The following is a 25,656-nucleotide window of genomic DNA, read 5'->3' as shown; positions in this document are numbered from 1 at the left end:
GTCCTCAGCCGATACGATCACGGACGTGGCGACACCCGGGACTCGCGCGGAACAGAAGCGGCACACGCGTGCACTGATCGTCGCCGCCGGTCGCAACGCCGTGGCCACGCGGGGGTTCTCCGGCCTCGGCGTCCGCGAGATCGCCCGAGAGGCAGGCATCGTCCCCACCGCGTTCTACCGCCATTTCGAATCGGTCGACGCCCTGGCCACCGAGATCGCTGCCGGGGCCGCCGAGGCGCTCGGCGGCCTGGTCGACGACCTGGTGACCGAGCCGGCATCGGATCCCGCGGTGGACTGGCCCGGGCGGGCCTCGGCCCTGGCGGTCCGCGATCCGCAGACCTGGTCGGTGCTCGCCCGCGGGCTCGTCGACACCACCCACGCTGACCACCGGGTTCTCTCGGCGGCCGTCGACGCCGCGCGCCGGCGGCTGGGGATCGCCCTGGGTCGGCTCGAGACGCTGTCGGGTGCGGATGGGAGTGCGGTCGATGTCGCGGCCGACCTCGTCGTCGTCGTTCTACTGCGACTCGTCGTGGAGGTGGCGGTGGGACGCGACCCCCGCGCGGCCGCCGGCGAGTGCACCGGCCGCCTGCGGATCATCCTCGCCGGGGCCGGCACGGTCTCCTGACCACACGGTCTCCTGACCACACGGTGTCCCCGCCGCGCGGAGTCTGATCAGCGGCGCGACCGCATCGCCATCACCGCGCCCGCCGCCACGACCACGACCGCCGCGACCACGGCGAGCCACGGACCGTTCCGTGAGAGCACGGACCCGGGTGCGGCGGTCGGGCTGCGCTGATCGCCCGGACCCACGGCCCCGAGCGGCCCGGAGGCCAGGTGCTCGGTCCCCGCTTCCGGCTCGATCGGGGGGCCCGTCACCAGGTGCCCCACGGAGGCGTCGGTGTCGAAGCCGGCGTCGAGCAGGAGCGCCGCCTGTTCCCACGGCGACGCGGGCACGCGGGTGCCGTCGAGGAGGACCACCGCCAGGCGTCGACCGTCCCGCTCGGCCGCACCGATGAACGTGTGCCGGGCGTCATCGGTGAAGCCGGTCTTGCCGCCGATCGCCCCCGGGTAGTTGTAGAGCAGCTGATTGTCGTTCGCCAGCACGAACCCGGGGTTGACCGGGGTGCCGTCCCCGCGGAGGCTCGGGCCGGACACCGGTGGCGCGGCGGCCGGATCGGGTGCGCCCGCGCCCTCGCCCGCCGGGTACCCGGGGAACCCGGACATCTGCGTGCCCACGATGCGGGCGAACGCGGGGCGGGTCATGGCGTCGCGGAAGATCAACGACAGGTCGTACGCCGTCGACATCATGCCCGGCCCGTCCAGGCCGTTCACGGTGGCGGCGTGGGTACTGACGGCACCCAATCCGGCTGCGTGTGCGTTCATCGCCTCCAGCGTCGCCTCGACCCCGCCCATCCGCCGCGCGAGCACGAGGGCGGCGTCGTTGCCCGACGACATGAGCAGTCCCCGCACCAGGCGGTCCACCGAGTACTGGCCGCCCGGACCGATACCCACCAGGCTGCCCTCGGCGCCCTGGAGATCCTCGTCGGTCACCGTGACGACCCGGTCGGCGTCCAGGGCGTCCAGCGCCACCGTGGCGAGCAGGGTCTTGATGAGGCTGGCCGGGCGGTACCGACCGTGGGGATCGCGCGCGGCCACCACCTCTCCGGTGTCCAGGTCCGAGATCATCCACGCGCTGGCGGTGACATCGCGTGGCACCTCGAACCCGTCCGGCGCCACGATCTCGCAGCCTGCCAGGGCATCGCCGCCCGCCGGGGTCTCGGGGACCGGGGGAGGGGTGGGAGAGGTCTGGCCGGGCAGCGGCACCTCGGATTCGTCCACGGGGGCGGGCGGGGAGGTGCGGTACGGGCACCCGGTGATGTCGCGGGGGGTGTCGAAGTAGTCGGGTGAGGTGGTCGACGGCAACACCGCGGCCGGCGGGGGCTCGGTGACCGCGGTCGTGAGTGCCGGCTCGGCCGCGGTCGCCGGGGCGGTGAGAGCGAACGGCGCAGATCCCACGAGGGCGGCCGTGACGAGGGCCGCGAGTCGGAGCAGCCGGGGTCGTCGTGGGCGGGTCACGGAGAGCGAGTCTACGTCCGGACGGGTCGGAATCGGGCCGGACCCACCGAACGGCAGCGGGGCCGCACCCTCCGCTCGGGAGGGTGCGGCCCCGCAGGGGAGACCGGGGGTCAGCGCGCGAACAGCAGGGCGCGCTTGACCTCCTGGATCGCCTTGGTCACCTGGATGCCGCGGGGGCACGCATCGGTGCAGTTGAAGGTCGTGCGGCACCGCCACACACCCTCGGCGTCGTTGAGGATCTCCAGACGCTCGGCGGCGCCCTCGTCACGGGAGTCGAAGATGAACCGGTGGGCGTTGACGATCGACGCCGGGCCGAAGTACGAACCGTCAGCCCAGAACACCGGGCACGAGGTCGTGCAGCAGGCGCAGAGGATGCACTTGGTGGTGTCGTCGAAGCGGGCCCGGTCCGTCTGGGACTGGATCCGCTCGGCCGTCGGCTGGTTCCCGGACGTGATGAGGTAGGGCATGACGTCACGGAACGACTTGAAGAACGGCTCCATGTCGACGTACAGGTCCTTCTCCACCGGCAAGCCACGGATCGGGGCGATGGTGATGGTGATGGACTTGCCGTCCTTGGGGAGCATGTCCTTCATGAGGACCTTGCACGCGAGGCGGTTGACCCCGTTGATCAGCATGGCGTCCGAGCCGCAGATGCCGTGCGCGCACGAGCGTCGGAACGCCAGGCTGCCGTCGATGTAGTTCTTCACGTACATCAACAGGTTGAGCAGACGGTCCGACGGAAGCGCCGGGACCTCGTACTCCTTCCAACCCGCCGCGTCCGGATCCTCCGGGTTGAACCGGGCGATCTTGAGCGTGACCATGGTGGAGCCGGGCGGCACCGGACGGTTCGAGCCCGGGTCCTTGCCGTCGGTGGCCTTGGTGGTGTCGACTGCGGTGGTCATCAGTACTTGCGCTCCATCGGCTCGTAGCGGGTCTGCACGACCGGCTTCCAGTCCAGCCGGACCTCCGAGAGGAGGCCGAGGCCGTCCTTGAACGCCATCGTGTGCTTCATGAACTCGTCGTCGTTGCGGTCGGGGTAGTCCTCCCGGGCGTGCCCGCCGCGGGACTCCTTGCGGTTGAGCGCGCTCACCACCGTCACCTCCGCCATCTCCAGGAGGAAGCCCAGCTCGACGGCTTCCAGGAGCTCGGTGTTGAACCGCTTGCCCTTGTCGCTGACGGTCACGTCGGCGTAGCGCTTCTTGAGGGCGCGGATCTCGTCCCGGGCCTCGGTGAGCGACTGTTCGGTGCGGTACACCGACGCCTTGTCGTCCATCATGGCCTGCATCTCGGTGCGGATGTCGTTGGCGTTCTCCGTACCGTGCTCCGCGAGCATGCTCTCCATCCACTCGCGGACCATCTTCTCGGGCTCCTCGGGGAGCTCGACGAAGTCGTGTCCGGCGGCGTACTCCGCCGCGGCGATCCCCGCCCGGCGGCCGAACACGTTGATGTCCAGCAGCGAGTTGGTGCCCAGCCGGTTGGAGCCGTGCACCGACACGCAGGCGCACTCGCCCGCCGCGTAGAGGCCGGGCACCACGTCGTCGTTGGTGCGCAGGACCTCACCCTTGATGTTGGTCGGGATGCCGCCCATGACGTAGTGACACGTCGGGAACACCGGGACCAGCTCGGTGACCGGGTCGACGCCCAGGTAGGTCCGGGAGAACTCGGTGATGTCGGGCAGCTTCTCCTCGAGCACGTCCGCCCCGAGGTGGGTCACGTCGATGTAGACGTAGTCCTTGTCGGGCCCGGCACCGCGGCCCTCGCGCACCTCGAGGACCATCGAGCGGGCGACGATGTCGCGCGGCGCGAGGTCCTTGATGGTGGGGGCGTAGCGCTCCATGAAGCGCTCGCCGTCCGCATTGCGCAGGATGCCGCCCTCGCCGCGGACCGCCTCGGAGATGAGGATGCCCAGGCCGGCGAGGCCCGTCGGGTGGAACTGGTGGAACTCCATGTCCTCCAGGGGCAGGCCCTTGCGGAACACCACGGCCATGCCGTCACCGGTGAGGGTGTGGGCGTTGGAGGTGGTCTTGTACATCCGCCCCGACCCGCCGGTCGCGAAGACGGTGGCCTTGGAGTGGAAGACGTGCAGGTCGCCGGAGGCCAGCTCGTAGGCCACGCACCCGGTGGCGACCGGCCCGTCGGGGGTCTCCGTGAGGCACAGGTCGAGGACGTAGAACTCGTTGAAGAACTCCACATCGTGCTTGACGCAGTTCTGGTACAGCGTCTGCAGGATCATGTGCCCGGTGCGGTCGGCCGCGTAACAGGCCCGGCGCACGGGTGCCTTCCCGTGGTCACGGGTGTGGCCACCGAAGCGGCGCTGGTCGATCTTGCCCTCGGGCGTGCGGTTGAACGGAAGACCCATGTTCTCCAGGTCGATGACGGCGGTGATGGCCTCCTTGGCCATGATCTCCGCGGCGTCCTGGTCGACGAGGTAGTCGCCGCCCTTGACCGTGTCGAACGTGTGCCACTCCCAGTTGTCCTCCTCCACGTTCGCGAGGGCGGCGCACATGCCGCCCTGGGCGGCGCCGGTGTGGGAGCGGGTGGGGTAGAGCTTGGTGAGGACGGCGGTGCGGGTCCGCGGGCCCGCCTCGATGGCCGCGCGCATGCCTGCGCCGCCGGCGCCGACGATTACCACGTCGTACTGGTGCTGATGGACCTGACGATCGGTCATGGGATTCTCAGTGCTCGCTTTCGAAGTGGAACGGTCCGCAGGCGTCGATCAGACGTCGTAGGCGAGGCCGAAGAGGGCGTAGGTGCCCAGGGCCAGGACGAGGACGGTCGCGGCGATGAGGATCGCGTTGAGCCAGAACCGCGTCGAGTCCTTGCGCGAATAGTCCGCGATGACCGTCCGGACACCGTTCGCACCGTGGAGCTGGGCGAGCCAGAGCATGAGGAGGTCCCACGTGGCCCAGAACGGGCTCTGCCAGCGATCCGCGACGTACGCCCAGTCGATCCGGTGGACTCCCTCGTCGATCATGAGGCCGACGGTGAGGTGTCCGAGCGTGAGGATGACCAGTGCGACACCCGAGGCGCGCATGAAGATCCATGCGGTCCGCTCGAAGTTGCCGGGTGAGCGCAGGCGCGGCGAGCGGGGCTGGGCGAGCGAGGCGGGGCGATCGTATGACGTCTGGAGAACAGGTGCGTCTGCCATGATGATCGTTCTCCTTAGATGTGCTGGAAGAGAAGGAAGAGGAGGCGGGCGGTCGCCGCGGCGAAGACCACGACCCAGATCGCCAGGACGGCCCAGAGCATCTGGCGCTGGTACTTCGCGCCCTTGGACCAGAAGTCGATGGCGACGATCCGCAGACCGTTCAGCGCGTGGAAGAGGACCAGTGCGACCAGGCCGACCTCGAGCAACCCGACGATCGGGGTCTTGTACGAGTCGATGACTGCGTTGTAGGTCTCCGGGCTCACCGTGACGAGCGAGGTGTCCAGCACGTGCACGAAGAGGAAGAAGAAGATCGCCACGCCAGAGACACGGTGCGCGACCCACGACCACATCCCCGGGTCACCCTTGTAGATGCTGATCTTCTTGTTGGGGGCCGGACGCGCCGGCGCCTGCGCAGTACTCATGGGCTTGTCGTGCCTCCGAATCGTCTGGGCGTGGTGCCATCGGCGCGCGGTTCCTGCCCGAGAGCACAGCGGGCGCCTACTAGGACTTTAGACCTGTCAGGCCGCGGACGAGAAGCAGGGTGGGTAGCGTGGTCCGGACAGGTAATGCCTGTTAGGGGACCCTAAATGAAGTTACCGAAGGGTAGAAACGGGTGTCGTTCGACGAAACCGCAGCACAAGGGAACGTGGCCGACACCGGTCTGCGCGAGGCCGCGACGACGGCCGCCCGGAACGCCTACCGGCCGTACTCGGGATTGGGGGTGGGGGCCGCCGCGCTGGCGTCCGGACCCGGCGGCGACGGGCGCAGGATCGTGACCGGCTGCAACGTCGAGAACGCGTCGTATGGGCTCACCCTCTGCGCTGAATGCTCGCTCGTCTCCGATCTCCACCGCACGGGCGGCGGGCGGCTGCTCGAGATCGTCGTCGTCACGGTCGGCGGTGACCCGTTGGCGCCGTGTGGCAGGTGTCGCCAGCTCCTCCACGAACACGGTGGTCCGGAGCTGGTGGTCCACACGTCCCGTGGGCCGGTCCACCTCGCCGAACTCCTGCCGGATGCCTTCGGGCCGGAGGACCTGACGTGAGCCGTCGCATCGATGCCGTGCGGATCATCGAGGCCAAGCGAGACGGGAAGGAGCTCGACGACGACGAGATCGACTGGATCGTTGACGGCTACACCCGGGGACGCGTCCCGCCCGAGCAGATGTCGGCGCTGGCGATGGCGGTGTACTTCCGGGGCATGACCGACCGTGAGACCGCCCGGTGGACCTCCGCCATGGTGGACTCCGGCACCCGTTTGGACCTGTCCGGCCTGACCCGGGCCGGTCGACGCGTGCCCACGGTGGACAAACACTCGACCGGCGGGGTCGGCGACTCGGTGACGCTCGTCCTGACCCCGTTGCTGGCGACCTGGGAGCTGGCGGTGCCCCAGCTCTCGGGACGCGGGCTCGGTCACACGGGCGGGACACTGGACAAGCTCGAGTCGATCCCCGGTTGGCGCGCCGATCTGGACGCCGACTCCCGGCGCCGGATCCTCGAGGAGACCGGGGCCGTGATCTGTGCTGCCGGGGCCGATCTCGCGCCCGCGGACCGGGCCCTCTACGCCCTGCGGGACGTCACCGGGACCGTGCCGTCGATCCCCATGGTGGCGGCCTCGATCATGAGCAAGAAGATCGCCGAAGGCACCTGCGCCCTGGTGCTCGATGTCAAGTTCGGATCCGGTGCCTTCCGGCCCGAGCGCGCGGACGCGGAGGAACTGGCCCGGGTGATGGTCGGGATCGGCACGGCTGCCGGAGTCCGGACCAGCGCCCTGGTGACCGCCAACCACACGCCGCTGGGTCGCGCGGTGGGCAACGCCCTCGAGGTGGCCGAGTGTGTCGAGATCCTGGCCGGCGGTGGCCCGCCGGACATGGTCGACCTGACCTGCGCGCTGGCGCGGGAGGCCCTGGCCACGGTGGGGATCGACGGTGACCCCCGTGAACGGCTCGCGGACGGGCGGGCGATGGATTCGTTCCGCGCCATGATCACCGCCCAGGGCGGCGACCCCTACGCGGCGCTCCCGGTGGCCGCGGAGACGCAGGAGGTGCGGGCACCCGGCTCGGGGGTGGTGCGGTGGGACGCGCTGGGGGTGGGCCGGGCCTCGTGGTTGGCCGGTGCCGGGCGTACCCGACCGGGCGAGGCCGTCGACCCAGCGGCCGGTGTGGTGCTGCACCGGGTCGAGGGGAATCCGGTGCGGCTCGGGGACGTGGTGGCCACGGTTCACGCCGGGGACCCGGGGCGGCTGCCCGCGGCGTGCGCCGAGCTCGCGTCGGCCCTGGAGATCGGTGGACCCGGCGCGGCTCGTGGACCGGCCGGCGTGGTGGTGGGCCGGCTGCGCGGGTGGTGAGGCGCCGGCCCGCCGACTCGACCAGACCGCCGACCAGCCCGTCGACCAGCCCATCGAGAAGAGTGTTTCGACCGCGTCGGCCGAGTGGAAGTGTGCGAAACGCTCTTCTCGACGAGTCCGGGCCGGCCCGGTCCAGTCCGGTCCGGCCCGGGAGGGGTCAGGCGATGTCGGGGGTGGTCATCAGGCGTTCGACGTCGTCGACCAGGTCGCGCCACTCGCCGGCCTCGTCGTCGAACGGGGCACTGGGCTCGAGCAGCCTGGTGTCGTCCGGGTTGAGGACGTAGTGGAGGAATCGGCGCAACGCGGTCCCCCGGCCGGTCACGGCGGCCTCGAGGCCGGAGTCTCCCACGTAGGTCGCGAGGTCGGTGATCAGCTCGACCGCGAGTCCCAGCTGATCGGCGTCGACCATCCCGGGGCCGACCTCGATATCGCGGTCGAGACCGGCGAGAACGTAGGTGTTGTCCTCGGTCACGTGGATGTCCAGACTGCCGTCGGTCGCCGCGATCTTGACACGCTCGTAGGTCGCCACGTGGCTGAGGGTCTCGTCGTCGTTGTCCGCCAGGTACCGGGCCAGGCCCCTGGGGCTGGTGAACACGTACGCCTGGTCACCGTCGCCGAGGAACACCGGCCGATCGCCGAGGTAACACCGCAGACTGAGGTACTCCTGGTCGGCGAAGATGATCTTCACGGGGTCGATCCCGACCGTCTCCCAGAGGGAGCCCTCCGGGTAGCCGGTGGGGGCGGCCTCGGGTTCGGGCGCGGGTTCGGGGAGCGCGGCCTCGGCGGCGTCCAGGTCCGCGCGTGCGCGGTCGACCTCGTTCGGCCGCACCTCGGGCGTGGTCATGACGTCTTGGATGGCGTCGAGTACGTCGTCCCAGCCCTTGGCGACGGTCTTGCGGATCGATTTCCACAGTTTCAGCCCGTCCCGCCCGTAGAACTCGTCCATTCCGCGGGTGACGGCGGCCAGGATCGGGTTGCCGTTGAAGAACTTGGTGACCGTGTCCAGCTCGCACACCTCCCCGATCGATCGGGCGATCGCGAAGGCCTGGTCGATCTCGTCGACCGACGACTCCGTGGGGTTCTCACCGAGGAGTTCGAGTACTCCGACGAGGTCGTAGCAGTTCTCCTCGGCCGCACGGAACGCCAGGACGTCCGACGCCGCGAACTCGGCCCAGGAGGGGTGGTCCTGGAGGTCGTGTGGCGCGCCGCTCCGGACCAGGGCGAGGAGTTCGGCGGTCGAGTCGAAGGCGTAGAGGTCCTCGTCGAGTCCGAGGAACGCCTCCCAGTCGTCGTTGTCCTCTCGCCAACTGGGTGCCCAGAGGGTCGTGACGTCTCCTTCAGGGAGACCGAGCTCGATCGGGACGATGTCCTTGGCCATGCGGGTCAGCATATCCACGGCCAGTCACCCGGTGCCACGGCCCGCCGACGGGTCGCCTGCCGGGATGGGGGACTGGTCGCCGGCCGGGGTCCCGTCGGTCTGTCTGCGGGCGGTCACCGCGAGCTCGACCGACCCCGAGACCAGTTCGGCCCGCCGGGCGTTGGCCTGGACGACCGCGCTGGACGTGGCCTCGAGGATGGCGGACGCCACCGCATCGCATCCGTGCCCGCGGAGTCCGGTCGCGAGTACCAGGTCGATCACCGTGCCACCGGAATCGGCGGTGGCGGTCGCGATCCGGTCCCGACTCGAGGCCACCACCCGGAGGGACTCCAGTTGGTCGTGCGCGGACTCCCACTCGGCCGCGATCCCGCGGAGGCGGCCGAGGAAGGCGTCGACGTCCAGCCCTCCGGCGCTCACCTCGACCCCCCGTCCGGCTCGTCGTCCGCCTCCAGCCACTGCGCCCGGTCCCACTCCTGACCGTCCCACTCCTCGTCTGCCAACCGGTCGAGGAGATCACGGGCCTCACCCGCCGCGACGGTGAGGGCGCGCAGCACCGCCCTCGCGACATCCGCGGGTGGGCGGTCGAGCAGCCCGGCGGGCAGGGCCAGACCCACCGGCACGCCGTCGGTACCGACCTCGGCGACGACGCCGGTCATCGGGTCGGTGTGGCGGCAGGTCTCGGGCGCCATCAGCCGGTCGGACGGTAGAACCCGTGGAAGGACATACCGATGTTGTCGGTGCGCAGCCCCGACACCGACACGGGGTCCCCGGCCTCGACGAGTTGGCCGTTGCCGATGTACATCGCGACGTGGCCGTCCCACACGGCCAGATCGCCCGGCATGAGGTCGGACGCGGCTACCTGCGCACCCACCCCCTGCTCCTGCGCCAGACGCGGGATCTCCACCCCGGCGTCCCGATACGCCCACTGGGTCAGGCCGCTGCAGTCCAGGCCCTGGCCCGGAGTCGTCCCGCCCCACACGTACGGCACACCTTGCTGGCTGAGGGCGTTGCGGACGGCTCCGGCAGCTTGCTCGTTGGGGGCGGTGGCCACCGATCCGTCGGGCAGGAGCACGTCGACGCCGCCTCCAACGACGCCTGCTCCTGCGGACCCCCCGGCGACGTCCGTGGAACCGTCGGACCCGCCCGCCGGCACGGCGCCGTCCGCCGACACGACACCTCCCGCCGACACGACACCTCCCGCCGACACGGCGCCGCCGATCGACGCGGTCCCCGTGGCGGCGAGTGAGCCCGGCCCGGAACCCGTGTGGGCGGCGGTCGAGGCGTTGATCACGCCACCCGTGCTCGAGTCGGCGATCACACCGGGCGTGCGCGGGGCCTCGGGGATGCCGGCGGCGATGGCGCGCATCTCGAGGGTCGGTCCCTTGAGTTCGAGTTGGACCCGCTCCGCCACCTGGATGCCGCGGGCCAGGTGCTCGGTGGCCAGTCCGAGCAGCGCCACCTGGCCGGGCGGGGTCATCAGAGCGGGCCCCAGCGCGGCCGCCCGGGCGAGGAACTGCTGCACGATGCCGATCACCTCGACGGTGCCGCGGACGACGATGTCCGCCGCCACGGCGGTGACCCTGGCGATCTCGGCGGCGGACTCGCCGAGCGCCCCGACCGTGCGACCGATCTCGGCCACCGAGTGGGCGGCGCCGAGGGAGGCCAGCGAGTCCCACGTCTCGGAGAGCAGTCGTTCGAGCGGTGGCCCGAGCCGTTGGGCCACCTCCAGCCCGTCGCTCACCGGTCGCATGACGTCCCGAGCCGGTTCGGGGACGAACTCCTCCGCCGAGAGCAGGTCGAGGATCTGCCGGATGGGCCCCGCGTAGGCCAGCGCGTCGGCGATCACCGGGCCGGACCCTCGATCCCGGACACCTGGGCCCCGGCCGCCCCGATGGCCTCGGCGCCCGCCACGTCGGACTCGGCGTACACCCGGCCGGTCTCGAGGACCAGGTGCCCGGCGGCATCGCTCACCCGCGCCACCCCGGCGAGCACCTCGCGATGCCGCGCGGTGGCGGCGAGCAGGGCGGACATGAAGTCGGCCCCGACCGGCCCGAGGACCGGTGCCACCTCGTCCACGGGCAGCGAGTCCACGGCCCCGAGCACGCCCCCCAGGGCGTCCGCCAACGTGGTCAACCCCGTACCCAGCTCCCGCAGTCCGTCCACGTGGACGTCGATCGCTCCGTCCGCCATTACCTCGCCCCTCATCGCCTTCTCGTCCCGTCACAGGGTTCGACGCCTCGCGGGCCCGCACCGGTTCCGCCCGGTCGGGGATTCCCCTGCTGTGGAATCCTGTCGGGCATGGACATCATCGTCGTGGATCACCCGCTGGTCGGAGACCGGCTCCGCACGCTGCGCGACTCCGCCACCGACACCGCCGGCTTCCGGGCGGCGATGGACGCACTCGGCACCATGCTCTGCTACGAGGCCTTCCGCTCCATCCCGACCACCGAGGTCCCCGTGACCACACCGGTGGCCGAGACGACGGGGGTCGCGGTCGACGGCGTCCCGCTCGTGGTGCCTGTCCTGCGTGCGGGGCTGGGTCTGCTGGACCCGGCCACCCGGTTGCTCCCGGGCGCGCAGGTCGGGTTCGTGGGCCTGGCGCGCGACGAGGAGACCCACACCCCGGTGTCCTATCTGTGCTCCCTGCCGGACGACCTCGCCGGACGGCACGTCGTCGTGCTGGACCCGATGCTCGCCACCGGGGGGTCGCTGGTCTCGACCTTGGAGACCCTGGCCGAACGAGGCGCCACCGGGGTCACCGTGGTGTGCGTCCTGTGCGCTCCGGAGGGGATCGAGACCGTGCGGTCGTCGGGACTGGCGGCGCGACTCGTCACCGCGACCATCGACGAGCGGCTCGACGACGACGCCTTCATCGTCCCCGGGCTCGGCGACGCGGGCGACCGCCTGTTCGGCCCCCGCTGAGCTGGACTTCCGCTGAGCTGCGACTACCGCTGACCGTGCCCCCGCCCCTCAGGAGGTGATGGCGGCGGCGACGCGATCTGCCAGAGCGGTCAGCCGTCGTCCGGCGTCCTCCCGGTCGGACCTCGACGGTCGTGGTGTCGTCCACGCCTCGACGTAGGACTTGAGCAGGGGCTCGGTGCCCGATGGGCGGATCACCGCCCGGGCGCCCGGGACCGCCACGCGGACACCGTCCGTGCCGTCCAACGGGGTCACCGTGCCGGTCGAGCCCAGCCGTTCGGCCGCGCGACGGAGCGCGGCGTCGGGGTCGGCGCCGGGGACGAGTGGATGGGCGACGTTGTGCCGCAGGTGCGCACCGAACTCCTCGGCGAGCGCGTCGAGCCCCGCCCCGACCGACCGTCCGGCCGACCCGACCATCGCGCACCACGCGCCGGCCGCGGAGATGCCGTCCTTGTCCGCCACCACCCGGGGGAGCACACAGTGGCCGATCGCCTCCTCGTAGGCGTAGAGCAGGGGATCGGCTGCGCGGACCAGCCATTTGAACCCGGTGAGCGTCTCCACGTGCCGGCCCCCGCGGGCCGGGACGAGGAGCGAGGGCAGTCTCGACGACACGATGGTGGAGGCCACGACCGGGACGCCTGACCTCGAGCCCGACGCCCGGACCGATCCGGGGAGCGGGGTGGTCAGCAGGTGGTCGGCGAGCAGCCCGCCGGTGTCGTCGCCGTCGAGCATCCGCCATCGCCCGTCCGGGGCCCGGTATCCCACCGCGCACCGGTCCGCGTCCGGATCGAGCGCCAGCGCGACGTCGGCCCCGATCTCCTCCGCGACCCCCCGGAGGCGCAGGGTGGTGGCCGGCCGCTCCGGATTGGGTGACTCGACGGTGGGGAAGTCCGGATCCGGGCGCTCCTGTCCGGGCACCAGGGTCACGTCGTCGACCCCGATCCCGGCCAGGACGCGTCGGCAGATCTCGCCGCCCACCCCGTGCACGGGGGTCAGGGCCACGCGCGGGGGCCGGGCGGGGGCGGGCAGACCGGCCACGACGGAGTCCACGTAGTCGTCGATGAGCGTGGGGTCCACCCGCGCACCGGTCGCGCCGGTCTCCGGGACGCCGACCCCCTCACGCTCCGCCGTCCTGAGGTGCTGTTCGATGTGGGAGTCCGTGGGGGGGACGATCTGCGCTCCGTCCGGGCCGTAGACCTTGATCCCGTTGTCGGTGGCGGGGTTGTGTGAGGCCGTCACCATCAGTCCGGCGACCGCGCCCCTGGACCGCACGGCCGCCGCGATGACGGGGGTGGGGACGGGCGAGCCCGGGACGACGACGACGAGACCGTGCGCGGTCAGGACGGCGGCCACCACGTCCACGAACCCCGCGGAGCCGTGCCGGGCGTCACCCCCCACGATGACGGTCGACCCGGCGGGTTCCTGCGTCCGCACGTGGCGGGCGACGGCGGTGGCGACGAGGGCGACCGTGCCGGCGTTCATCCGCTCCGGCCCCGGACCCATCGGGGCGCGAACTCCCGCGGTGCCGAAGGTCAGGGGCACGGCGCGCTCCCGGGCATGTCCTGCTCAGCTCCGTGCGGCGGCGGGCACGAGCGCGCGGAGGGCACGCGAGAGCCGCCCGGATCCGGCGGTCCCCGCGGCCAGGACCTCGGCGTGGTCGAGGGGCTGCCCGGTGACCCCGGCGGCGAGATTGGTCACCAGTGACACCCCTACCACCCGCAGTCCGAGCCCCCTGGCAGCAACGGTCTCCGGGACGGTCGACATCCCCACGAGGTCGGCGCCGAGGGTGCGCAGCATCCTGATCTCGGCCGGGGTCTCGTACTGGGGCCCGGGCATCGCGGCGTAGACGCCCTCGGCCGGTCGGGCCCCGGTGGCCGCCCGGAGCGCCTCCGCCGCGATGTGGCGCAGACGCGGCGAGTAGGCGTCCACGAGGTCGACGAAGGCGGGGCCGGACAGGGGGGACCGGCCCGTCAGGTTGAGGTGGTCGCGGATCAGCACGAGCTCACCCACCGTGAGATCGTCCCGGACACCGCCGGCGGCGTTGGTGAGCACGAGGACGTCGGAGCCGACCGCGGCCGCGACGTGTGCGGGGTGGACCACGGGCTCGGTGCCCACGCCCTCGTAGAGGTGGGTGCGCCCGGCCACCGCCAACACCGGCACCCCGTCGACGAGGCAGCTCGTCACCGTCCCGCGGTGACCGGCGACCGACGGTGGCGCGAACCCGGGCAGCCCGGCCATCGGGATGGCCACCGCGGTTCCGGGGTCGGCCAGTCCCACGACCACATCGGACCAGCCGGAACCGAGGACGAGGGTCGCCCGGTGGGCGGGCCGCCCGCTCGCGCGCGCAACGGCGTCCGCGGCCGCGCGGGCGTCGGCGGTGGGGGAGAGCAGGGGCGGCGTGGACACGGGTGTACCCGGCGCCCTACGCGCCGGGGCCGACGTTGCGGGATTCCCGGGTGCGCAGTTCGCGCACATAGGGGTCGGGCGCGCCGGCGCACTCCGCGGCATCCGCCAGGAGACCCAGGTACCGCGCCGACGGCAGGCCCCCTTCGAAGGCGTCCATGACGTACAGCCAGACCAGTTCCGTGCCCTCCGCCGGGCCGGGGGAGGGCGAGGCGACCGCGAACTCGGACTCCTGGGCGCCGACCGGGGGCCCCGGGGGGACGGCGGGACGGCGTTCGACGCGGACCCGGATCTTCCGTGCCGGTATCGAATCCGTGCCCTCCCATCGGTCGAGGGCGCGGGCGTCGTCGTCGGGGACGTCGTAGAGCACCACGAACACCCTCGAATCCGGGTCCTCGACCACCGTGGCGACGGCGCCCTCCCACGTCGGGTCCTCGCCCGCGAAGGTCAGACGCCAGCCGTGCAGCCACGCGGTTCCGGCGAACGGTGAGTGCGGCGCGCGGGCGTTCATCTGTTCGGGATGCATGTTGGTCCCGTACGCGGCGTAGAGAGGCACGGCGACCAGAGTAGTCCCTCGGCCGGGTGTGGCCCCGGCGTCCTCCGGCCCCGTGCCGCCGGTTCGACTACCGTGTACCGCGGACGCGACGCGGTCCACCACAGTGGCCCGCGGCGCCCGGCCCCGACCCCGTGACCCGTGGAGGACCACCTGTGACGCAGCGCATCATCATCATCGGCGGCGGTCCCGCCGGTTACGAGGCCGCCCTGGTGGCCGCCCAGTACGGTGCGGACGTCACGATCGTGGACGCCGAGGGGATCGGCGGGAACTGCGTGCTCACCGACTGCGTGCCCTCCAAGACGTTCATCGCGACCACGGGCGTGCGCACGGACATGCGCCGCGCCGAGGAGATGGGCGTCGAGATGCACTTCGACCCCACCGCCTACCGGCTCGGCCAGGTCAACGGCCGGGTCAAGTCGCTGGCCCGCGCCCAGTCCGCCGACATCAGGTCCCAACTCCAGCGCGAGGGCGTGCGGCTGCTGTCGGGGACCGCGCGGCTGCACGATTCTCGGCCGGGAATGGCCTCGCACCGCGTCCTGGTGTCCCTGGACAACGGCCAGGAGAAGATCCTCGACGCGGACGTGGTCCTGCTCGCCACCGGCTCCAATCCGCGCATCCTCTCCGGCGCGGAGCCCGACGGGGAGCGGATCCTGACCTGGCGGCAGCTCTACGACCTCACCGAGCTCCCCTCGCATCTGGTGGTCGTGGGGTCCGGTGTGACCGGTGCCGAGTTCGTCTCCGCGTTCACGGAGATGGGCGTCAAGGTCACCATGGTCTCCAGCCGTGACCGCGTCCTGCCACACGAGGACGCCGACGCCGCGCTGGTGCTCGAGGAGGCGCTCAGCGAGCGCGGCGTCGCGCTGGTCAAGCACGCCCGCGCGGACGCGGTCGAGCACCACGAGGACGGGATCATCGTCCGACTGGGCGACGGCCGGACCGTCAAGGGGTCGCATGCCCTGATGTGCGTGGGTTCGGTACCCAACACCGGTGACCTGGGGTTGGAGAGCGCCGGCATCGAGGTCCAGCGCAGCGGGCACATCAAGGTCGACCGCGTCTCCCGCACCACCGCCGCCGGGATCTACGCCGCCGGGGACTGCACCGACCTGTTCCCCCTGGCCTCGGTGGCGGCCATGCAGGGACGCATCGCGATGTACCACGCCCTGGGCGAGGGGGTCAGCCCCATCAAACTCCGCACCGTCGCATCGGCGGTCTTCACCCGACCCGAGATCGCCACCGTCGGCATCTCCCACGCGCAGATCGAGAGCGGGGAGGTCCCCGCCCGCGTCGAGGTGTTCCCGCTGGCGGGCAACCCCCGCGCGAAGATGCGCAGCCTCCGCCGCGGCTTCGTGAAGCTCTTCTGTCGCCCCGCCTCCGGGGTGGTGATCGGAGGGGTGATCGTGGCCCCCACTGCGTCCGAGCTCATCCTGCCCGTCTCCGTGGCCGTGCGGAACCAGCTCACCGTGGGCGACCTCGCCGGATCGTTCTCCGTCTACCCCTCGATGACCGGGTCGATCACGGAAGCCGCGCGCCAGCTCATGCGGCACGACGACCTGGACTGATCCGGGAGGGCGGACCGGGGTGAAGCCCCGAATAAGTTTAGGCTAAGCTCACACCCGGTGTCGGCGACGCGACACCGGGACTGTGAGGGAGGAACCCTGATGATGCGACGCCGCCTGGCCGCGCTCGCCGCCGTCGGTTCGCTCGTGGTGGGGCTGGCGGCCTGCACCACGGACGGAGCCGGAGACGATTCCGATGCGCTGGTGGTCTACTCGGGCCGCAGCGAGAACCTCGTCGGCCCGCTGTTGGCGCAGATCGGGGAGAGGACCGGTATCGACCTCGAGGTGCGGTACGCGAGCACCCCCGAGATGGCCGCCCAGATCGCGGAGGAGGGCCAGGCCAGCCCCGCCGACATCTTCTTCTCCCAGGACGCCGGCGCGCTCGGCGCGCTGTCCAAGGAGGGTCTGCTCGCGGAACTCGACGACACGACCATCGACGTCGTCCCCGCCGAGTACCGGGCCGCCGACGGGACGTGGGTCGCGACGAGCCTGCGGGCACGCGTCCTGGTCTACGACTCCGAGGCCCTGGAGGAGTCAGAGGTCCCGGACACCATCGACGCCCTCACCGAGCCCGAGTGGCGGGGCAAGGTCGGGTACGCCCCCACCAACGCCTCGTTCCAGTCGTTCGTCACCGGTCTACGGGTCGACCGCGGTGACGAGGCGGCCGAGCAGTGGCTCCGCGACTTCCTGGCCAACGAACCGAAGACCTACGACAACAACAACGCGCTCCTCGAGGCGGCCGACACCGGTGACGTCGAGCTGGGACTGACCAATCACTACTACTGGTACAACACCGCCCAGGAGAAGGGCGAGGAGAACATGCGCGCCCGGGTGCACTACCTGACGCAAGGCGATCCCGGAGCTCTGGTCAACGTGGCCGGAGTCGGCGTGCTCGCCTCGTCCGACCGACAGGAAGACGCCCTCCGGGTGGTGCAGGAACTCCTCGGCGAGCAGGCCCAGCTCTACTTCCTCGAGGAGTCCAGCGAATACCCGGTCGTGCCGGGGATCACCTCGGACGCCGTCGGACTGCCCCCCTTCGAGACCCTCGGCGGTCCCGATATCGACCTCGGTGACCTGGACGGTCTCGAGCAGACCCAGCAGATGCTCACTCGCGTGGGCATGATCTGACAGGTTCGTCATAGACGTCCGTTCCCGTCTCCGTGGCGGCCGCCCCCTCCTCGGGGTGGCCGCCACTGTGGCGTGCTCCGCGGCCCTCATCCCGTTGGTCTACCTGATCATCCGCGCGGGGGAGCGCGGCCCGGCCTACGCCTTCGAGGTGGTCCGGTCCGGTCGGTCCGCCGAACTGCTGGTCAACACCGTCGTGCTGGTGGTCCTGGTCACCGCGGCGAGCGTGGTGGTGGGCGTGACCCTGGCGTGGTTGACGGTGCGGACGGACCTCCCCGGGGCCCCGGTCGTCGGAGCGCTGCTCTGCGTGCCGCTGGCGATGCCCTCCTACGTCCTCGGCTACCTGTGGGTCGCGGACTTCCCCCAGGTCCTGGGGCTGACCGGATCGGTCATCGTGCTGACGATCTCGTGTTACCCGTACGTCTACCTCCCCGCCGCCGCGGCACTGCGGACCGTCGATCCGGGTCTGGAGGAGGTGGCCAGGACCCTGGGGCGCGGGTCGCTCAGGGCCGTGCTCGGCGTGACGTTGCGTCAGATCCGGCCCGCGGTCGCGGCCGGGGCGCTGCTGGTGGCCCTGTACACCCTCTCCGACTTCGGGGCGGTGGCGATGCTGCGGTACGACGCGTTCACCGTCGGGATCTACCACAGCTACCGGGCCTCGTTCGACAGGGTGCCCGCGGCGGTCCTGGCCTGTGTGCTCATCCTGGTGGCGCTCGTGGTGATGGTGGGAGAGCGGCGGGCTCGGCGGGGCGAGGTGGCGAGAGTCGGCGCCGGGGTGGACTCTCTCCCGGACCGGGTCCGGCTCGGACGGCACATGCCGCCGGCGCTCCTGGTGGTGGGGGTCGTCCTGGCCGGTGGCGTGCTCGCCCCGCTCGTCGGCCTGGTCCGGTGGGTGCGGGCCGCCGCCGAGGTCGACGTCTCGTGGGGTCCCGTCTTCGCGGCCGCGGCCACCACCGCGGGCGTGTCCGGCATCGCGGCGCTGGTGACGATCGTGCTGGCCCTGCCCATCGGCATACTCGCGGCTCGGTCGAACGGCCCGCTCGCCCGGACCACCGAGGCCGTCGCCCAGATCGGCTTCGCCCTGCCCGGGATCACGGTCGGACTGGCGGTGGTCTTCGTGGGGATCCGGTTGGTTCCCGGCCTGTACCAACAGCTCCCCCTGCTGGTGTTCGGGTACGTGGTGCTGTTCCTCCCTCTCGCCGTGGGTGTGGTCCGGTCCGCGATCGGCGCGATACCGACCGCTCTCGAGGACGCCTCGGGGGCGCTGGGGTCCGGTCGGTTCCGGACCTTCCTCCGCGTGGTCGCACCGCTGTCGCTGCCGGGCGTTCTCGCCGGGGCGAGCCTGGTGTTCCTCAGCGTGGCCAAGGAACTGCCCGCCACCCTCCTGCTGCGCCCCACCGGAACCGAGACACTGGCCTCCGCGATGTGGGCTCACACCGAGGTGGCGGCCTACTCGCAGGCCGCCCCGTACGCCGCGATGCTGGTGGCCGTGGCCGTGATCCCCGCCGTGGTGCTCGGCAGGTCCTTCGGGTGGGGCGCGGGCGGTTCCGGGCGGGGCGTCCCGGTACGGACCGCACTCTCGGCTCGGTCTGAGGAGACACAGGCGGAGGAGACACAGGCGGAGGAGACACAAGCGAGGGAGACACAGGTGAGTGCCGCATGACGGGCAGCAGGCGTCCAGGCGGCGTGCTCGAGCTCTCGGGGGTCGCGGGCGGGTACGGCGGCGCCACCGTCGTCCGGGACCTCGACCTGATCGTGGGCTCGGGTGAGGCGTTGGCCGTTCTCGGCGCGTCCGGTTCGGGCAAGACGACCGTCCTGCGCATGATCGCCGGGCTGCACCCGATCTCGGCGGGACGCGTCCTCGTCGACGGTCGCAGGGTCGACCACCTGCCCGCGCAACACCGCGGGATCGGTCTCGTCCCCCAGCAGGGCGCCCTGTTCCCGCACCTGTCGGTGGCCCGGAACGTCGGTTTCGGACTCGTACCGGTCGATCCGGTGGCACGGTGGCGTAGCCGCGCCGAGCGCGCCGGCCGGGTCCGCGAGGTCCTCGACCTCGTCGGACTGGCGGACCGTGCCGATGCCCGTCCCTCCCAGCTGTCCGGCGGTCAGCAACAACGGGTCGCACTGGCACGTGCGCTCGCCCCGGGCTCGGGGCTGATCCTCCTGGACGAACCGTTCAGCGCTCTCGACGCCGCTCTGCGGGGGCGTGTCCGTGCGGAGGTCTCGGCCCTGCTCGCGGAGTCCGGCGCGACGTCCGTCCTCGTCACCCACGACCGCGCCGAGGCGCTGGCCACGGCTGACCGGGTGGCGGTGCTCATCGACGGTCGCCTCGCGCAGGTCGACACGCCCGAGCGGCTCTACCATCACCCGGTGAGCCGTGAGGTCGCCCAGTTGGCGGGCGAGGTCGTCCTGCTCCCGGCTACCGCGGGCGGCGAGGTCGCGCAGACCATCATCGGCACCGTCCCGCTCGATTCGCCCGCGAACGGCGACGGAACCGTCCTGTGGCGCCCCGAGAGCCTATCGGTCCGACGGGTCGGATCAGAGGGCCACGGAGTGTGTACGGGCGTGGAGTTCGTCGGCGCGTCGACCCTCGTCCGGATGCGCTTCGACGGGACCGGGCAGAGCTTCGCGGTCCCGGTCTCGGGTGGCGGGATCGTCGAGGTGGGTGACCGGGTGGAGGTGACGCCCTCGCGGCCCGCCGTCTTCCACGCCGGGCCGCCGACCCCCGGCTGATCAGCTCTGTGTGTGATCAGCTCTCCGTGGCCGCCCATCCCAGGGTCCGTTCGACGGCGTCGTTCCACCGGCCCCACAGGCGCGCGCGCTCGTCCTCGGCCATCCGCGGTTCCCATCGCCGGTCCTCCCGCCACAACTCGCGGAGCCGGTCGGGGGAGTCCCACTGACCCACCGCGAGACCCGCGGCGAACGCGGCGCCCAGCGCGGTGGTCTCGGTGACCTCGGGCCGGATCACGTCGATGCCCAGGATGTCGGCCTGGAACTGCATCAGGTAGTCGTTGACCACCATCCCGCCGTCGACGCGCAGCGCGTCGGCGGTCTCACCGGCATCGGCGGCCATCGCATCGGTCATCTCGCGGGACTGGAACGCCGTGGCCTCGAGCGCGGCCCGCGCCAGGTGCGCCCGCGTGTGGAACCGGGTCAGTCCCACCAGCGTCCCGCGTGCGTCCGGACGCCACCGCGGGGCGAGGAGCCCGGAGAACGCCGGCACGAGGTAGCAGTCGCCGTTGTCGTCGAGGGATCTGGCGAGATCCTCGGTCTCCTCGGCACTCGAGATCACCCCGAGGTTGTCCCGTAGCCACTGCACCAGCGAGCCCGCCACCGCCACGGAGCCCTCCAGGGCGTACACGGGGTCGGCGTCCCCGAGTTGGTAACAGACGGTGGTGAGCAGCCCGTTGTCGCTGAACTGCGGGGTGGTGCCGGTGTTGAGGAGCAGGAAAGCGCCGGTCCCGTAGGTGTTCTTGGCATCACCGGGGTCGAAGCAGGTCTGGCCGAACATGGCGGCCTGCTGATCACCGAGGATCCCCGCGATGGGGGTGCCGCCGAACATGCGCCGCTCGGTCACCTGACCGATCACCCCCGAGGACGGCACGATGTCGGGCAGCATCGCCCGCGGCACCCCGATCTCGCGGCAGAGCTCGTCACACCACTCCAGGGTCCGCAGGTCCATGAGCAGGGTCCGCGAGGCGTTGGTGACGTCGGTGACGTGCAGAGCCGGTTCGCCGTCGGTGCCGCCGCGGCGGCCGCCGGTCAGGTTCCACACCAGCCACGAGTCGATGGTCCCGGCCAGCAGCTCTCCGGCCTCGGCCCGCTCCGTGCCCCGCCGGCCCTCGGAATCGAGGTGATCGAGGATCCACCGGATCTTCGGACCCGCGAAGTACGTGGACAGGGGCAGGCCGGTGGCGGCCCGGAACCGGTCGTCCCCGTCCGGGTGTGCCGCGGCCAGCCGGGAACAGATCCCGGAGGTACGGGTGTCCTGCCAGACGATCGCGTTGTAGACCGGTTCGCCGGTCTCCCGCTCCCACACCACCACGGTCTCCCGCTGGTTGGTGATCCCGATCGCGCTCACCAGCGCCGGCTCGAGATCGGCGTGGCCGGCCACCTGGGCCATGGTGGTGCGCACGTTCTCCCAGATCTCCAGCGGGTCGTGTTCCACCCATCCGGCCCGGGGCAGGATCTGCCGGTGCTCGACCTGGGCGGTCGCCGCGGGCACCGGGAGACCGTCCTGGTCGAAGAGAATGGCCCGCGAGGACGTGGTCCCCTGGTCGATCGCGAGGATGAAGGTGTTACGCGTCACGTCGCCAGACTACGTCCGGCCGGGCGTAGAGTCGGGCGCGACCGGCCGGAATCCGATACCCGGCCCCGGAGGGAGCACGATGCCCACGAACAGATCTCGGTCCGTACTCGGCCCGGAACGCCGGGCCGAGGCGTGGCGGAAGCTCTCTGAGGAGTCCTTCGACCTCGTGATCGTGGGCGGTGGCGTGGTGGGCACCGGCAGCGCCGTCGACGCGGCGACCCGCGGCCTGAGCGTGGCGGTGGTGGAGGCGCGCGACTTCGCCGCCGGTACCTCCTCGCGCAGCTCCAAGATGTTCCACGGGGGGCTCCGGTACCTGGAGCAACTCGACTTCGGGCTCGTCGCGGAGGCCCTCCACGAACGCGAGCTGAGCATGACCCGGCTCGCCCCGCACCTGGTCAAGCCCCTGAAGTTCCTCTTCCCGCTCACCCGCCGGTTCTGGGAACGGCCCTACATGGCCGCGGGATTCGTCCTCTATGACCTCATGGGCGGCGCCAAGAGCGTCCCGCCGCAGAAGCACTACAGCCGTGCGGGTGCGCACCGGGTGGCCCCCGGCCTGCGCGAGGACATCGTGGTGGGTGGCATCCGGTACTGGGACACCCTGGTCGACGACGCCCGTCACACCCTCACCCTCGCCCGGACCGCGGCGCTCCACGGAGCGGTGGTCGCCAACTCCACGCAGGTGATCGGGTACCTGCGGGACGGCGACCGGGTGACCGGGGTCCGGGTCCGGGACGCCGAGACCGGAGCGGAGACCGATGTCCGCGCCGAGGTCGTGCTCAACGCGGCCGGGGTGTGGACGGACCATCTGCAGAAGATGCTGGGGGAGGTGGGCGGCTTCACGGTCCGTGCCTCGAAGGGGGTCCACATCGTGGTGGACCGCGACAAGGTCGACTCCGAGGCGGCCCTGATCCTGCGGACCGAGAAATCCGTGCTCTTCGTGATCCCCTGGGGTGAGTACTGGATCATCGGCACGACCGACACCGACTGGCAACTCGACCTGGCCCACCCGGCGGCGACGGGGGCGGACATCGACTACATCCTCGGACACGTCAACGCCGTTCTCACCACCCCGATCGGTCGGGACGACGTCCGCGGCGTGTACGCGGGACTGCGTCCCCTGCTGTCGGGCGGGGCCGACTCGACCGCCAAGCTCTCACGCGAACACGCGGTGATGCGCGCCGCGCCCGGGGCCGTGGTGGTGGCGGGCGGCAAGTACACCACCTACCGGGTCATGGCGGCGGATGCGGTCGACGCCGCAGTGGCCGAGTTGGGGCCCGAGCGCGCGGAGACCGTTCCGGCCTCGACCACCGATCACATCCCGCTCCTCGGTGCCGACGGCTACCCGGCGATGGTCAACCGCGCGGACCGGATAGCGGACCACTACGAGATCAGGGAGGAACAGGTCCAGCACCTGCTCGGCCGGTACGGTTCGCGCCTCGAGGACGTGCTCGACCTGGCCGCGGACCGCCCGGACCTGTTGGAGACCCTCGGCGGCGCCGAGCGCTACCTGCGGGTGGAGGTGGTCTACGCCGCGCTCGCGGAGGCCGCGCTGCACCTGGAGGACGTCCTGGTCCGCCGGACCCGGATCTCGATGGAGTACCAGCACGGAGGCGTGGCGTGCGCCCGCGAGGTCGCCCAACTCATGGCGGGAGTGCTGGACTGGGATGCCGACCGCGTCGAGCGGGAGGTACGGATGTTCGAGCAGCGGGTCGAGGCCGAGCGGGCCAGCCAGGTGACGGAGTCCGACGACGAGGCGGATCACTTCCTTCGCGGCGTCCCCGAGATCCGCGAGTTCCTCGTGGAGGCGGCCGTCGATCCCGCCGTCGCCGAACCGGTGGTCGACCACCCGGGCTGACCGGGGCACGAACCCTACGGGGGAGGGGCGGGGAGGAGGGGCGGGCCGTGACGGCGCCCCCCAACATGAGACGACGGCGCCGCCCGGATGGGCGGCGCCGTCGTCTCAGTTGTGTGGGGTCAGCGGATCACTTGATCTCGCAGAGCACCGTGCCCTGGGTGACCGCGGCACCGGCGTCCACGGACAGGTCGGTGACGACGCCGTCCTTGTGCGCGGTGACCGGGTTCTCCATCTTCATGGCCTCGAGGACGGCGATGAGCTCGCCGGTCTTGACCTCCTGGCCCTCCTCGACGGCCACCTTGACCACGGTGCCCTGCATCGGTGCGGAGACGGCGTCCCCGGAGGCGGCGGCACCGGCGGCGCCACCACGGGTCCGTGCCTTGGCCTTGCGGCGGACGGTGCCCCCGTTGTGGGATCCGCCGAAGGCGAGGTCGCCGGGTAGCGAGACCTCGACGCGGCGGCCGTCCACCTCGACGACGACCTTCTTCCGCTCGACCGGCTCGTCATCGTCGGCGGGGGCGCCGGTGGCGCTCCACGGCTCGATCGGGTTGTCCCACTCCTCCTCGATCCACTTGGTGTAGACGTCGAAGCCCTTTCCGTCACCCACGAAAGCGGGGTTGGCGACGACGTGGGAGTGGAACGGGATGACGGTGGCCATGCCCTCGACCGTGTACTCGGCGAGCGCGCGGGCCGACCGTGCCAGCGCCTGGTCGCGGTCCTCGCCCCAGACGATGAGCTTCGCGAGCATCGAGTCGAACTTTCCGCCGATGGTGTCGCCCTGCTCGACGCCAGAGTCGACGCGGACGCCCGGCCCACTGGGCTCGTGGTAGGTCGTGATGGTGCCGGGGGCGGGCAGGAAGCCACGGCCGGCGTCCTCACCGTTGATGCGGAACTCGAACGCGTGGCCGCGCGGGGTCGGGTCCTCGGTGAACTCGAGGACCTCGCCCTCGGCGATCTTGAACTGCTGGAGGACCAGGTCGATGCCCGCCGTCTCCTCGGTCACCGGGTGCTCCACCTGGAGCCGGGTGTTGACCTCGAGGAAGGAGATGGTGTCGCCCTGGACCATGTATTCCACGGTGCCGGCGCCGTAGTAGCCGGCCTCCTTGCAGATGGCCTTGGCGGAGTCGTGGATCCGCTTGCGCTGCTCGTCGGTGAGGAACGGGGCGGGGGCCTCCTCGACGAGCTTCTGGAAGCGGCGCTGGAGGGAGCAGTCGCGGGTACCGGCCACGACGACGTTGCCGTGCTGGTCGGCGAGCACCTGCGCCTCGACGTGGCGGGCCTTGTCGAGGTACTGCTCGACAAAGCACTCGCCGCGGCCGAAGGCGGCGGTGGCCTCACGAGTGGCCGAGTCGAAGAGCTCGGCGACCTCCGACATCTCGTGGGCGACCTTCATCCCGCGCCCGCCACCGCCGAAGGCGGCCTTGATGGCGATGGGCAGGCCGTACTGCTCCGCGAACTTCACGACCTCGTCGGCATTGGCGACGGGGTCCTTGGTTCCGGCCGCCATCGGCGCATTGGCCCGCTCGGCGATGTGCCGCGCGGTGACCTTGTCGCCGAGGTCGCGGATGGCGCTCGGCGGGGGGCCGATCCAGATCAGGCCGGCGTCGATGACGGCCTGCGCGAAGTCGGCGTTCTCGGAGAGGAAGCCGTACCCGGGGTGGATGGCGTCGGCGCCGGACTTGGCGGCGGCGTCGAGGATCTTGTCGAAGACCAGGTAGGACTCCGCGGAGGTGGTGCCTCCCAGGGCGAAGGCCTCGTCCGCCAGCTTGACGAAGAGGGCGTCGGCGTCGGGCTCGGCGTACACGGCCACGCTGGCCAGGCCGGCGTCCTTCGCCGCGCGGATCACACGGACGGCGATCTCGCCGCGGTTGGCGACGAGGACCTTGGTGATGTGAGAGCTGGCATGACTGGGCACTCAGGGCCTCCTGGTGATGGACGTCTCTTAGACCGGTGCGCCCGGTGGGGGACCGATATTCTTCAGCAGTCTA

General features: G+C 71.5%; 24 protein-coding genes. 9 read left to right on the top strand and 15 right to left on the bottom strand.

Annotation, left to right across the window (positions count from 1 at the left end; translation table 11 throughout):
- Window positions 1–25 precede the first annotated feature (25 nt).
- The gene (locus CEY15_RS07080) at window positions 26–625 is read left to right on the top strand and encodes a TetR family transcriptional regulator (protein ID WP_095717845.1); all 600 of its coding nucleotides are present in this window, start codon (window positions 26–28) and stop codon (window positions 623–625) included.
- Window positions 626–672: 47 nt separating this feature from the next.
- Here the strand turns inward: CEY15_RS07080 and CEY15_RS07075 are convergent, their stop codons facing one another.
- The 5 genes from CEY15_RS07075 to sdhC form a co-directional block, all read right to left on the bottom strand.
- Window positions 673–2,076: a D-alanyl-D-alanine carboxypeptidase family protein gene (locus tag CEY15_RS07075; RefSeq protein WP_095717844.1), complete on the bottom strand. Its 1,404-nt coding sequence runs from the start codon at window positions 2,074–2,076 to the stop codon at window positions 673–675.
- A 110-nt stretch (window positions 2,077–2,186) separates the two neighbouring features.
- A complete protein-coding gene (locus CEY15_RS07070) occupies window positions 2,187–2,978 on the bottom strand; it encodes a succinate dehydrogenase iron-sulfur subunit (protein WP_017836676.1) in 792 nt (263 codons plus the stop codon).
- Window positions 2,978–4,744 carry a succinate dehydrogenase flavoprotein subunit gene (gene sdhA / locus CEY15_RS07065; RefSeq protein WP_017836675.1) on the bottom strand — a complete coding sequence of 589 codons (1,767 nt, stop codon included), beginning with the start codon at window positions 4,742–4,744 and terminating at the stop codon, window positions 2,978–2,980. The genes CEY15_RS07070 and sdhA overlap by 1 nt, the downstream gene beginning before the upstream one ends.
- Before the next feature lie 48 nt (window positions 4,745–4,792).
- The gene (locus CEY15_RS07060; RefSeq protein ID WP_095717843.1) at window positions 4,793–5,224 is read right to left on the bottom strand and encodes a succinate dehydrogenase hydrophobic membrane anchor subunit; all 432 of its coding nucleotides are present in this window, start codon (window positions 5,222–5,224) and stop codon (window positions 4,793–4,795) included.
- 14 nt (window positions 5,225–5,238) lie between these two features.
- Window positions 5,239–5,646 carry a succinate dehydrogenase, cytochrome b556 subunit gene (gene sdhC, locus CEY15_RS07055; protein WP_095717842.1) on the bottom strand — a complete coding sequence of 136 codons (408 nt, stop codon included), beginning with the start codon at window positions 5,644–5,646 and terminating at the stop codon, window positions 5,239–5,241.
- Window positions 5,647–5,837: 191 nt separating this feature from the next.
- On the opposite strand from sdhC, the gene CEY15_RS07050 reads away from it, so the two are divergent.
- Both CEY15_RS07050 and CEY15_RS07045 read left to right on the top strand, forming a co-directional pair.
- Entirely contained in the window at window positions 5,838–6,266 is a 429-nt protein-coding gene (locus CEY15_RS07050; protein WP_428844188.1) for a cytidine deaminase, read from the top strand.
- Window positions 6,263–7,567 carry a thymidine phosphorylase gene (locus tag CEY15_RS07045; protein WP_095717840.1) on the top strand — a complete coding sequence of 435 codons (1,305 nt, stop codon included), beginning with the start codon at window positions 6,263–6,265 and terminating at the stop codon, window positions 7,565–7,567. Before CEY15_RS07050 ends, CEY15_RS07045 begins: the two co-directional genes overlap by 4 nt.
- Before the next feature lie 157 nt (window positions 7,568–7,724).
- Here the strand turns inward: CEY15_RS07045 and CEY15_RS07040 are convergent, their stop codons facing one another.
- The 5 genes from CEY15_RS07040 to CEY15_RS07020 are packed head-to-tail and all read right to left on the bottom strand — an operon-like array spanning window position 7,725 to window position 11,150.
- Window positions 7,725–8,945 (bottom strand): hypothetical protein, encoded by a 1,221-nt coding sequence (locus CEY15_RS07040; protein ID WP_031264832.1) that lies wholly within the window; start codon window positions 8,943–8,945, stop codon window positions 7,725–7,727.
- A gap of 24 nt (window positions 8,946–8,969) precedes the next feature.
- Complete coding sequence (locus CEY15_RS07035) at window positions 8,970–9,362, bottom strand: hypothetical protein (protein WP_017836669.1); 393 nt, start codon at window positions 9,360–9,362, stop codon at window positions 8,970–8,972.
- Window positions 9,359–9,634, bottom strand: a complete 276-nt coding sequence (locus CEY15_RS07030) for a hypothetical protein (protein ID WP_095717839.1) — start codon at window positions 9,632–9,634, stop codon at window positions 9,359–9,361. The genes CEY15_RS07035 and CEY15_RS07030 overlap by 4 nt, the downstream gene beginning before the upstream one ends.
- The gene (locus CEY15_RS07025; protein WP_095717838.1) at window positions 9,634–10,791 is read right to left on the bottom strand and encodes a C40 family peptidase; all 1,158 of its coding nucleotides are present in this window, start codon (window positions 10,789–10,791) and stop codon (window positions 9,634–9,636) included. The genes CEY15_RS07030 and CEY15_RS07025 overlap by 1 nt, the downstream gene beginning before the upstream one ends.
- Complete coding sequence (locus CEY15_RS07020; protein WP_238556279.1) at window positions 10,788–11,150, bottom strand: type VII secretion target; 363 nt, start codon at window positions 11,148–11,150, stop codon at window positions 10,788–10,790. Before CEY15_RS07020 ends, CEY15_RS07025 begins: the two co-directional genes overlap by 4 nt.
- 93 nt (window positions 11,151–11,243) lie before the next feature.
- On the opposite strand from CEY15_RS07020, the gene upp reads away from it, so the two are divergent.
- The gene (gene upp / locus CEY15_RS07015; protein ID WP_017836665.1) at window positions 11,244–11,867 is read left to right on the top strand and encodes a uracil phosphoribosyltransferase; all 624 of its coding nucleotides are present in this window, start codon (window positions 11,244–11,246) and stop codon (window positions 11,865–11,867) included.
- Between the two features lie 48 nt (window positions 11,868–11,915).
- Here the strand turns inward: upp and CEY15_RS07010 are convergent, their stop codons facing one another.
- Genes CEY15_RS07010 through CEY15_RS07000 form a run of 3 tightly spaced genes read right to left on the bottom strand, consistent with a single transcriptional unit; the run spans window position 11,916 to window position 14,823 of the window.
- Complete coding sequence (locus CEY15_RS07010) at window positions 11,916–13,406, bottom strand: phospho-sugar mutase (protein ID WP_095717837.1); 1,491 nt, start codon at window positions 13,404–13,406, stop codon at window positions 11,916–11,918.
- A gap of 24 nt (window positions 13,407–13,430) precedes the next feature.
- A complete protein-coding gene (locus CEY15_RS07005) occupies window positions 13,431–14,339 on the bottom strand; it encodes a purine-nucleoside phosphorylase (RefSeq protein ID WP_428844187.1) in 909 nt (302 codons plus the stop codon).
- Window positions 14,287–14,823 carry a gamma-glutamylcyclotransferase family protein gene (locus CEY15_RS07000; protein WP_017836662.1) on the bottom strand — a complete coding sequence of 179 codons (537 nt, stop codon included), beginning with the start codon at window positions 14,821–14,823 and terminating at the stop codon, window positions 14,287–14,289. Before CEY15_RS07000 ends, CEY15_RS07005 begins: the two co-directional genes overlap by 53 nt.
- A gap of 152 nt (window positions 14,824–14,975) precedes the next feature.
- Here CEY15_RS07000 and CEY15_RS06995 point away from each other — a divergent pair, with 152 nt between their 5' ends.
- The 4 genes from CEY15_RS06995 (at window position 14,976) to CEY15_RS06980 (ending at window position 20,237) form a co-directional block, all read left to right on the top strand.
- Window positions 14,976–16,382 carry an NAD(P)H-quinone dehydrogenase gene (locus CEY15_RS06995; protein ID WP_017836661.1) on the top strand — a complete coding sequence of 469 codons (1,407 nt, stop codon included), beginning with the start codon at window positions 14,976–14,978 and terminating at the stop codon, window positions 16,380–16,382.
- A 99-nt stretch (window positions 16,383–16,481) separates the two neighbouring features.
- Window positions 16,482–17,507, top strand: a complete 1,026-nt coding sequence (locus CEY15_RS06990; RefSeq protein ID WP_095717835.1) for an iron ABC transporter substrate-binding protein — start codon at window positions 16,482–16,484, stop codon at window positions 17,505–17,507.
- Between the two features lie 55 nt (window positions 17,508–17,562).
- Window positions 17,563–19,167, top strand: coding sequence for an ABC transporter permease (locus tag CEY15_RS06985; RefSeq protein WP_245847356.1), 1,605 nt, complete (start codon window positions 17,563–17,565; stop codon window positions 19,165–19,167).
- Window positions 19,164–20,237 (top strand): ABC transporter ATP-binding protein, encoded by a 1,074-nt coding sequence (locus tag CEY15_RS06980; protein ID WP_095717833.1) that lies wholly within the window; start codon window positions 19,164–19,166, stop codon window positions 20,235–20,237. Before CEY15_RS06985 ends, CEY15_RS06980 begins: the two co-directional genes overlap by 4 nt.
- 16 nt (window positions 20,238–20,253) lie before the next feature.
- On the opposite strand, the gene glpK is transcribed toward CEY15_RS06980, so the two are convergent.
- On the bottom strand, window positions 20,254–21,813 hold the full coding sequence (gene glpK, locus CEY15_RS06975) for a glycerol kinase GlpK (protein WP_095717832.1): 1,560 nt from the start codon (window positions 21,811–21,813) through the stop codon (window positions 20,254–20,256).
- Window positions 21,814–21,892: 79 nt separating this feature from the next.
- Between glpK and CEY15_RS06970 the strand changes: the two genes are divergently transcribed.
- A complete protein-coding gene (locus CEY15_RS06970) occupies window positions 21,893–23,668 on the top strand; it encodes a glycerol-3-phosphate dehydrogenase/oxidase (RefSeq protein ID WP_095717831.1) in 1,776 nt (591 codons plus the stop codon).
- A 127-nt stretch (window positions 23,669–23,795) separates the two neighbouring features.
- Here CEY15_RS06970 and CEY15_RS06965 read toward each other — a convergent pair whose 3' ends face one another.
- A complete protein-coding gene (locus CEY15_RS06965) occupies window positions 23,796–25,583 on the bottom strand; it encodes an acetyl/propionyl/methylcrotonyl-CoA carboxylase subunit alpha (protein WP_095717830.1) in 1,788 nt (595 codons plus the stop codon).
- Between the last annotated feature and the right edge of the window lie 73 nt (window positions 25,584–25,656).

Origin of the sequence: Dietzia natronolimnaea (genome assembly GCF_002289575.1) — a bacterium.
GTDB lineage: Bacteria > Actinomycetota > Actinomycetes > Mycobacteriales > Mycobacteriaceae > Dietzia > Dietzia natronolimnaea_A.
This window is presented reverse-complemented; position numbering and strand designations above follow the sequence as displayed.

Bases quoted from the DNA above. Each gene is read 5' to 3' on its own strand.
- CEY15_RS07070 (WP_017836676.1), bottom strand. From the start codon at position 2,978: ATGACCACCGCAGTCGACACCACCAAGGCCACCGACGGCAAGGACCCG.
- sdhA (WP_017836675.1), bottom strand. From the start codon at position 4,744: ATGACCGATCGTCAGGTCCATCAGCACCAGTACGACGTGGTAATCGTC.
- CEY15_RS07060 (WP_095717843.1), bottom strand. From the start codon at position 5,224: ATGGCAGACGCACCTGTTCTCCAGACGTCATACGATCGCCCCGCCTCG.
- sdhC (WP_095717842.1), bottom strand. From the start codon at position 5,646: ATGAGTACTGCGCAGGCGCCGGCGCGTCCGGCCCCCAACAAGAAGATC.
- CEY15_RS07040 (WP_031264832.1), bottom strand. From the start codon at position 8,945: ATGGCCAAGGACATCGTCCCGATCGAGCTCGGTCTCCCTGAAGGAGAC.
- CEY15_RS07030 (WP_095717839.1), bottom strand. From the start codon at position 9,634: ATGGCGCCCGAGACCTGCCGCCACACCGACCCGATGACCGGCGTCGTC.
- CEY15_RS07020 (WP_238556279.1), bottom strand. From the start codon at position 11,150: ATGAGGGGCGAGGTAATGGCGGACGGAGCGATCGACGTCCACGTGGAC.
- upp (WP_017836665.1), top strand. From the start codon at position 11,244: ATGGACATCATCGTCGTGGATCACCCGCTGGTCGGAGACCGGCTCCGC.
- CEY15_RS07005 (WP_428844187.1), bottom strand. From the start codon at position 14,339: ATGTGCGCGAACTGCGCACCCGGGAATCCCGCAACGTCGGCCCCGGCG.
- CEY15_RS06990 (WP_095717835.1), top strand. From the start codon at position 16,482: ATGATGCGACGCCGCCTGGCCGCGCTCGCCGCCGTCGGTTCGCTCGTG.
- CEY15_RS06980 (WP_095717833.1), top strand. From the start codon at position 19,164: ATGACGGGCAGCAGGCGTCCAGGCGGCGTGCTCGAGCTCTCGGGGGTC.
- CEY15_RS06970 (WP_095717831.1), top strand. From the start codon at position 21,893: ATGCCCACGAACAGATCTCGGTCCGTACTCGGCCCGGAACGCCGGGCC.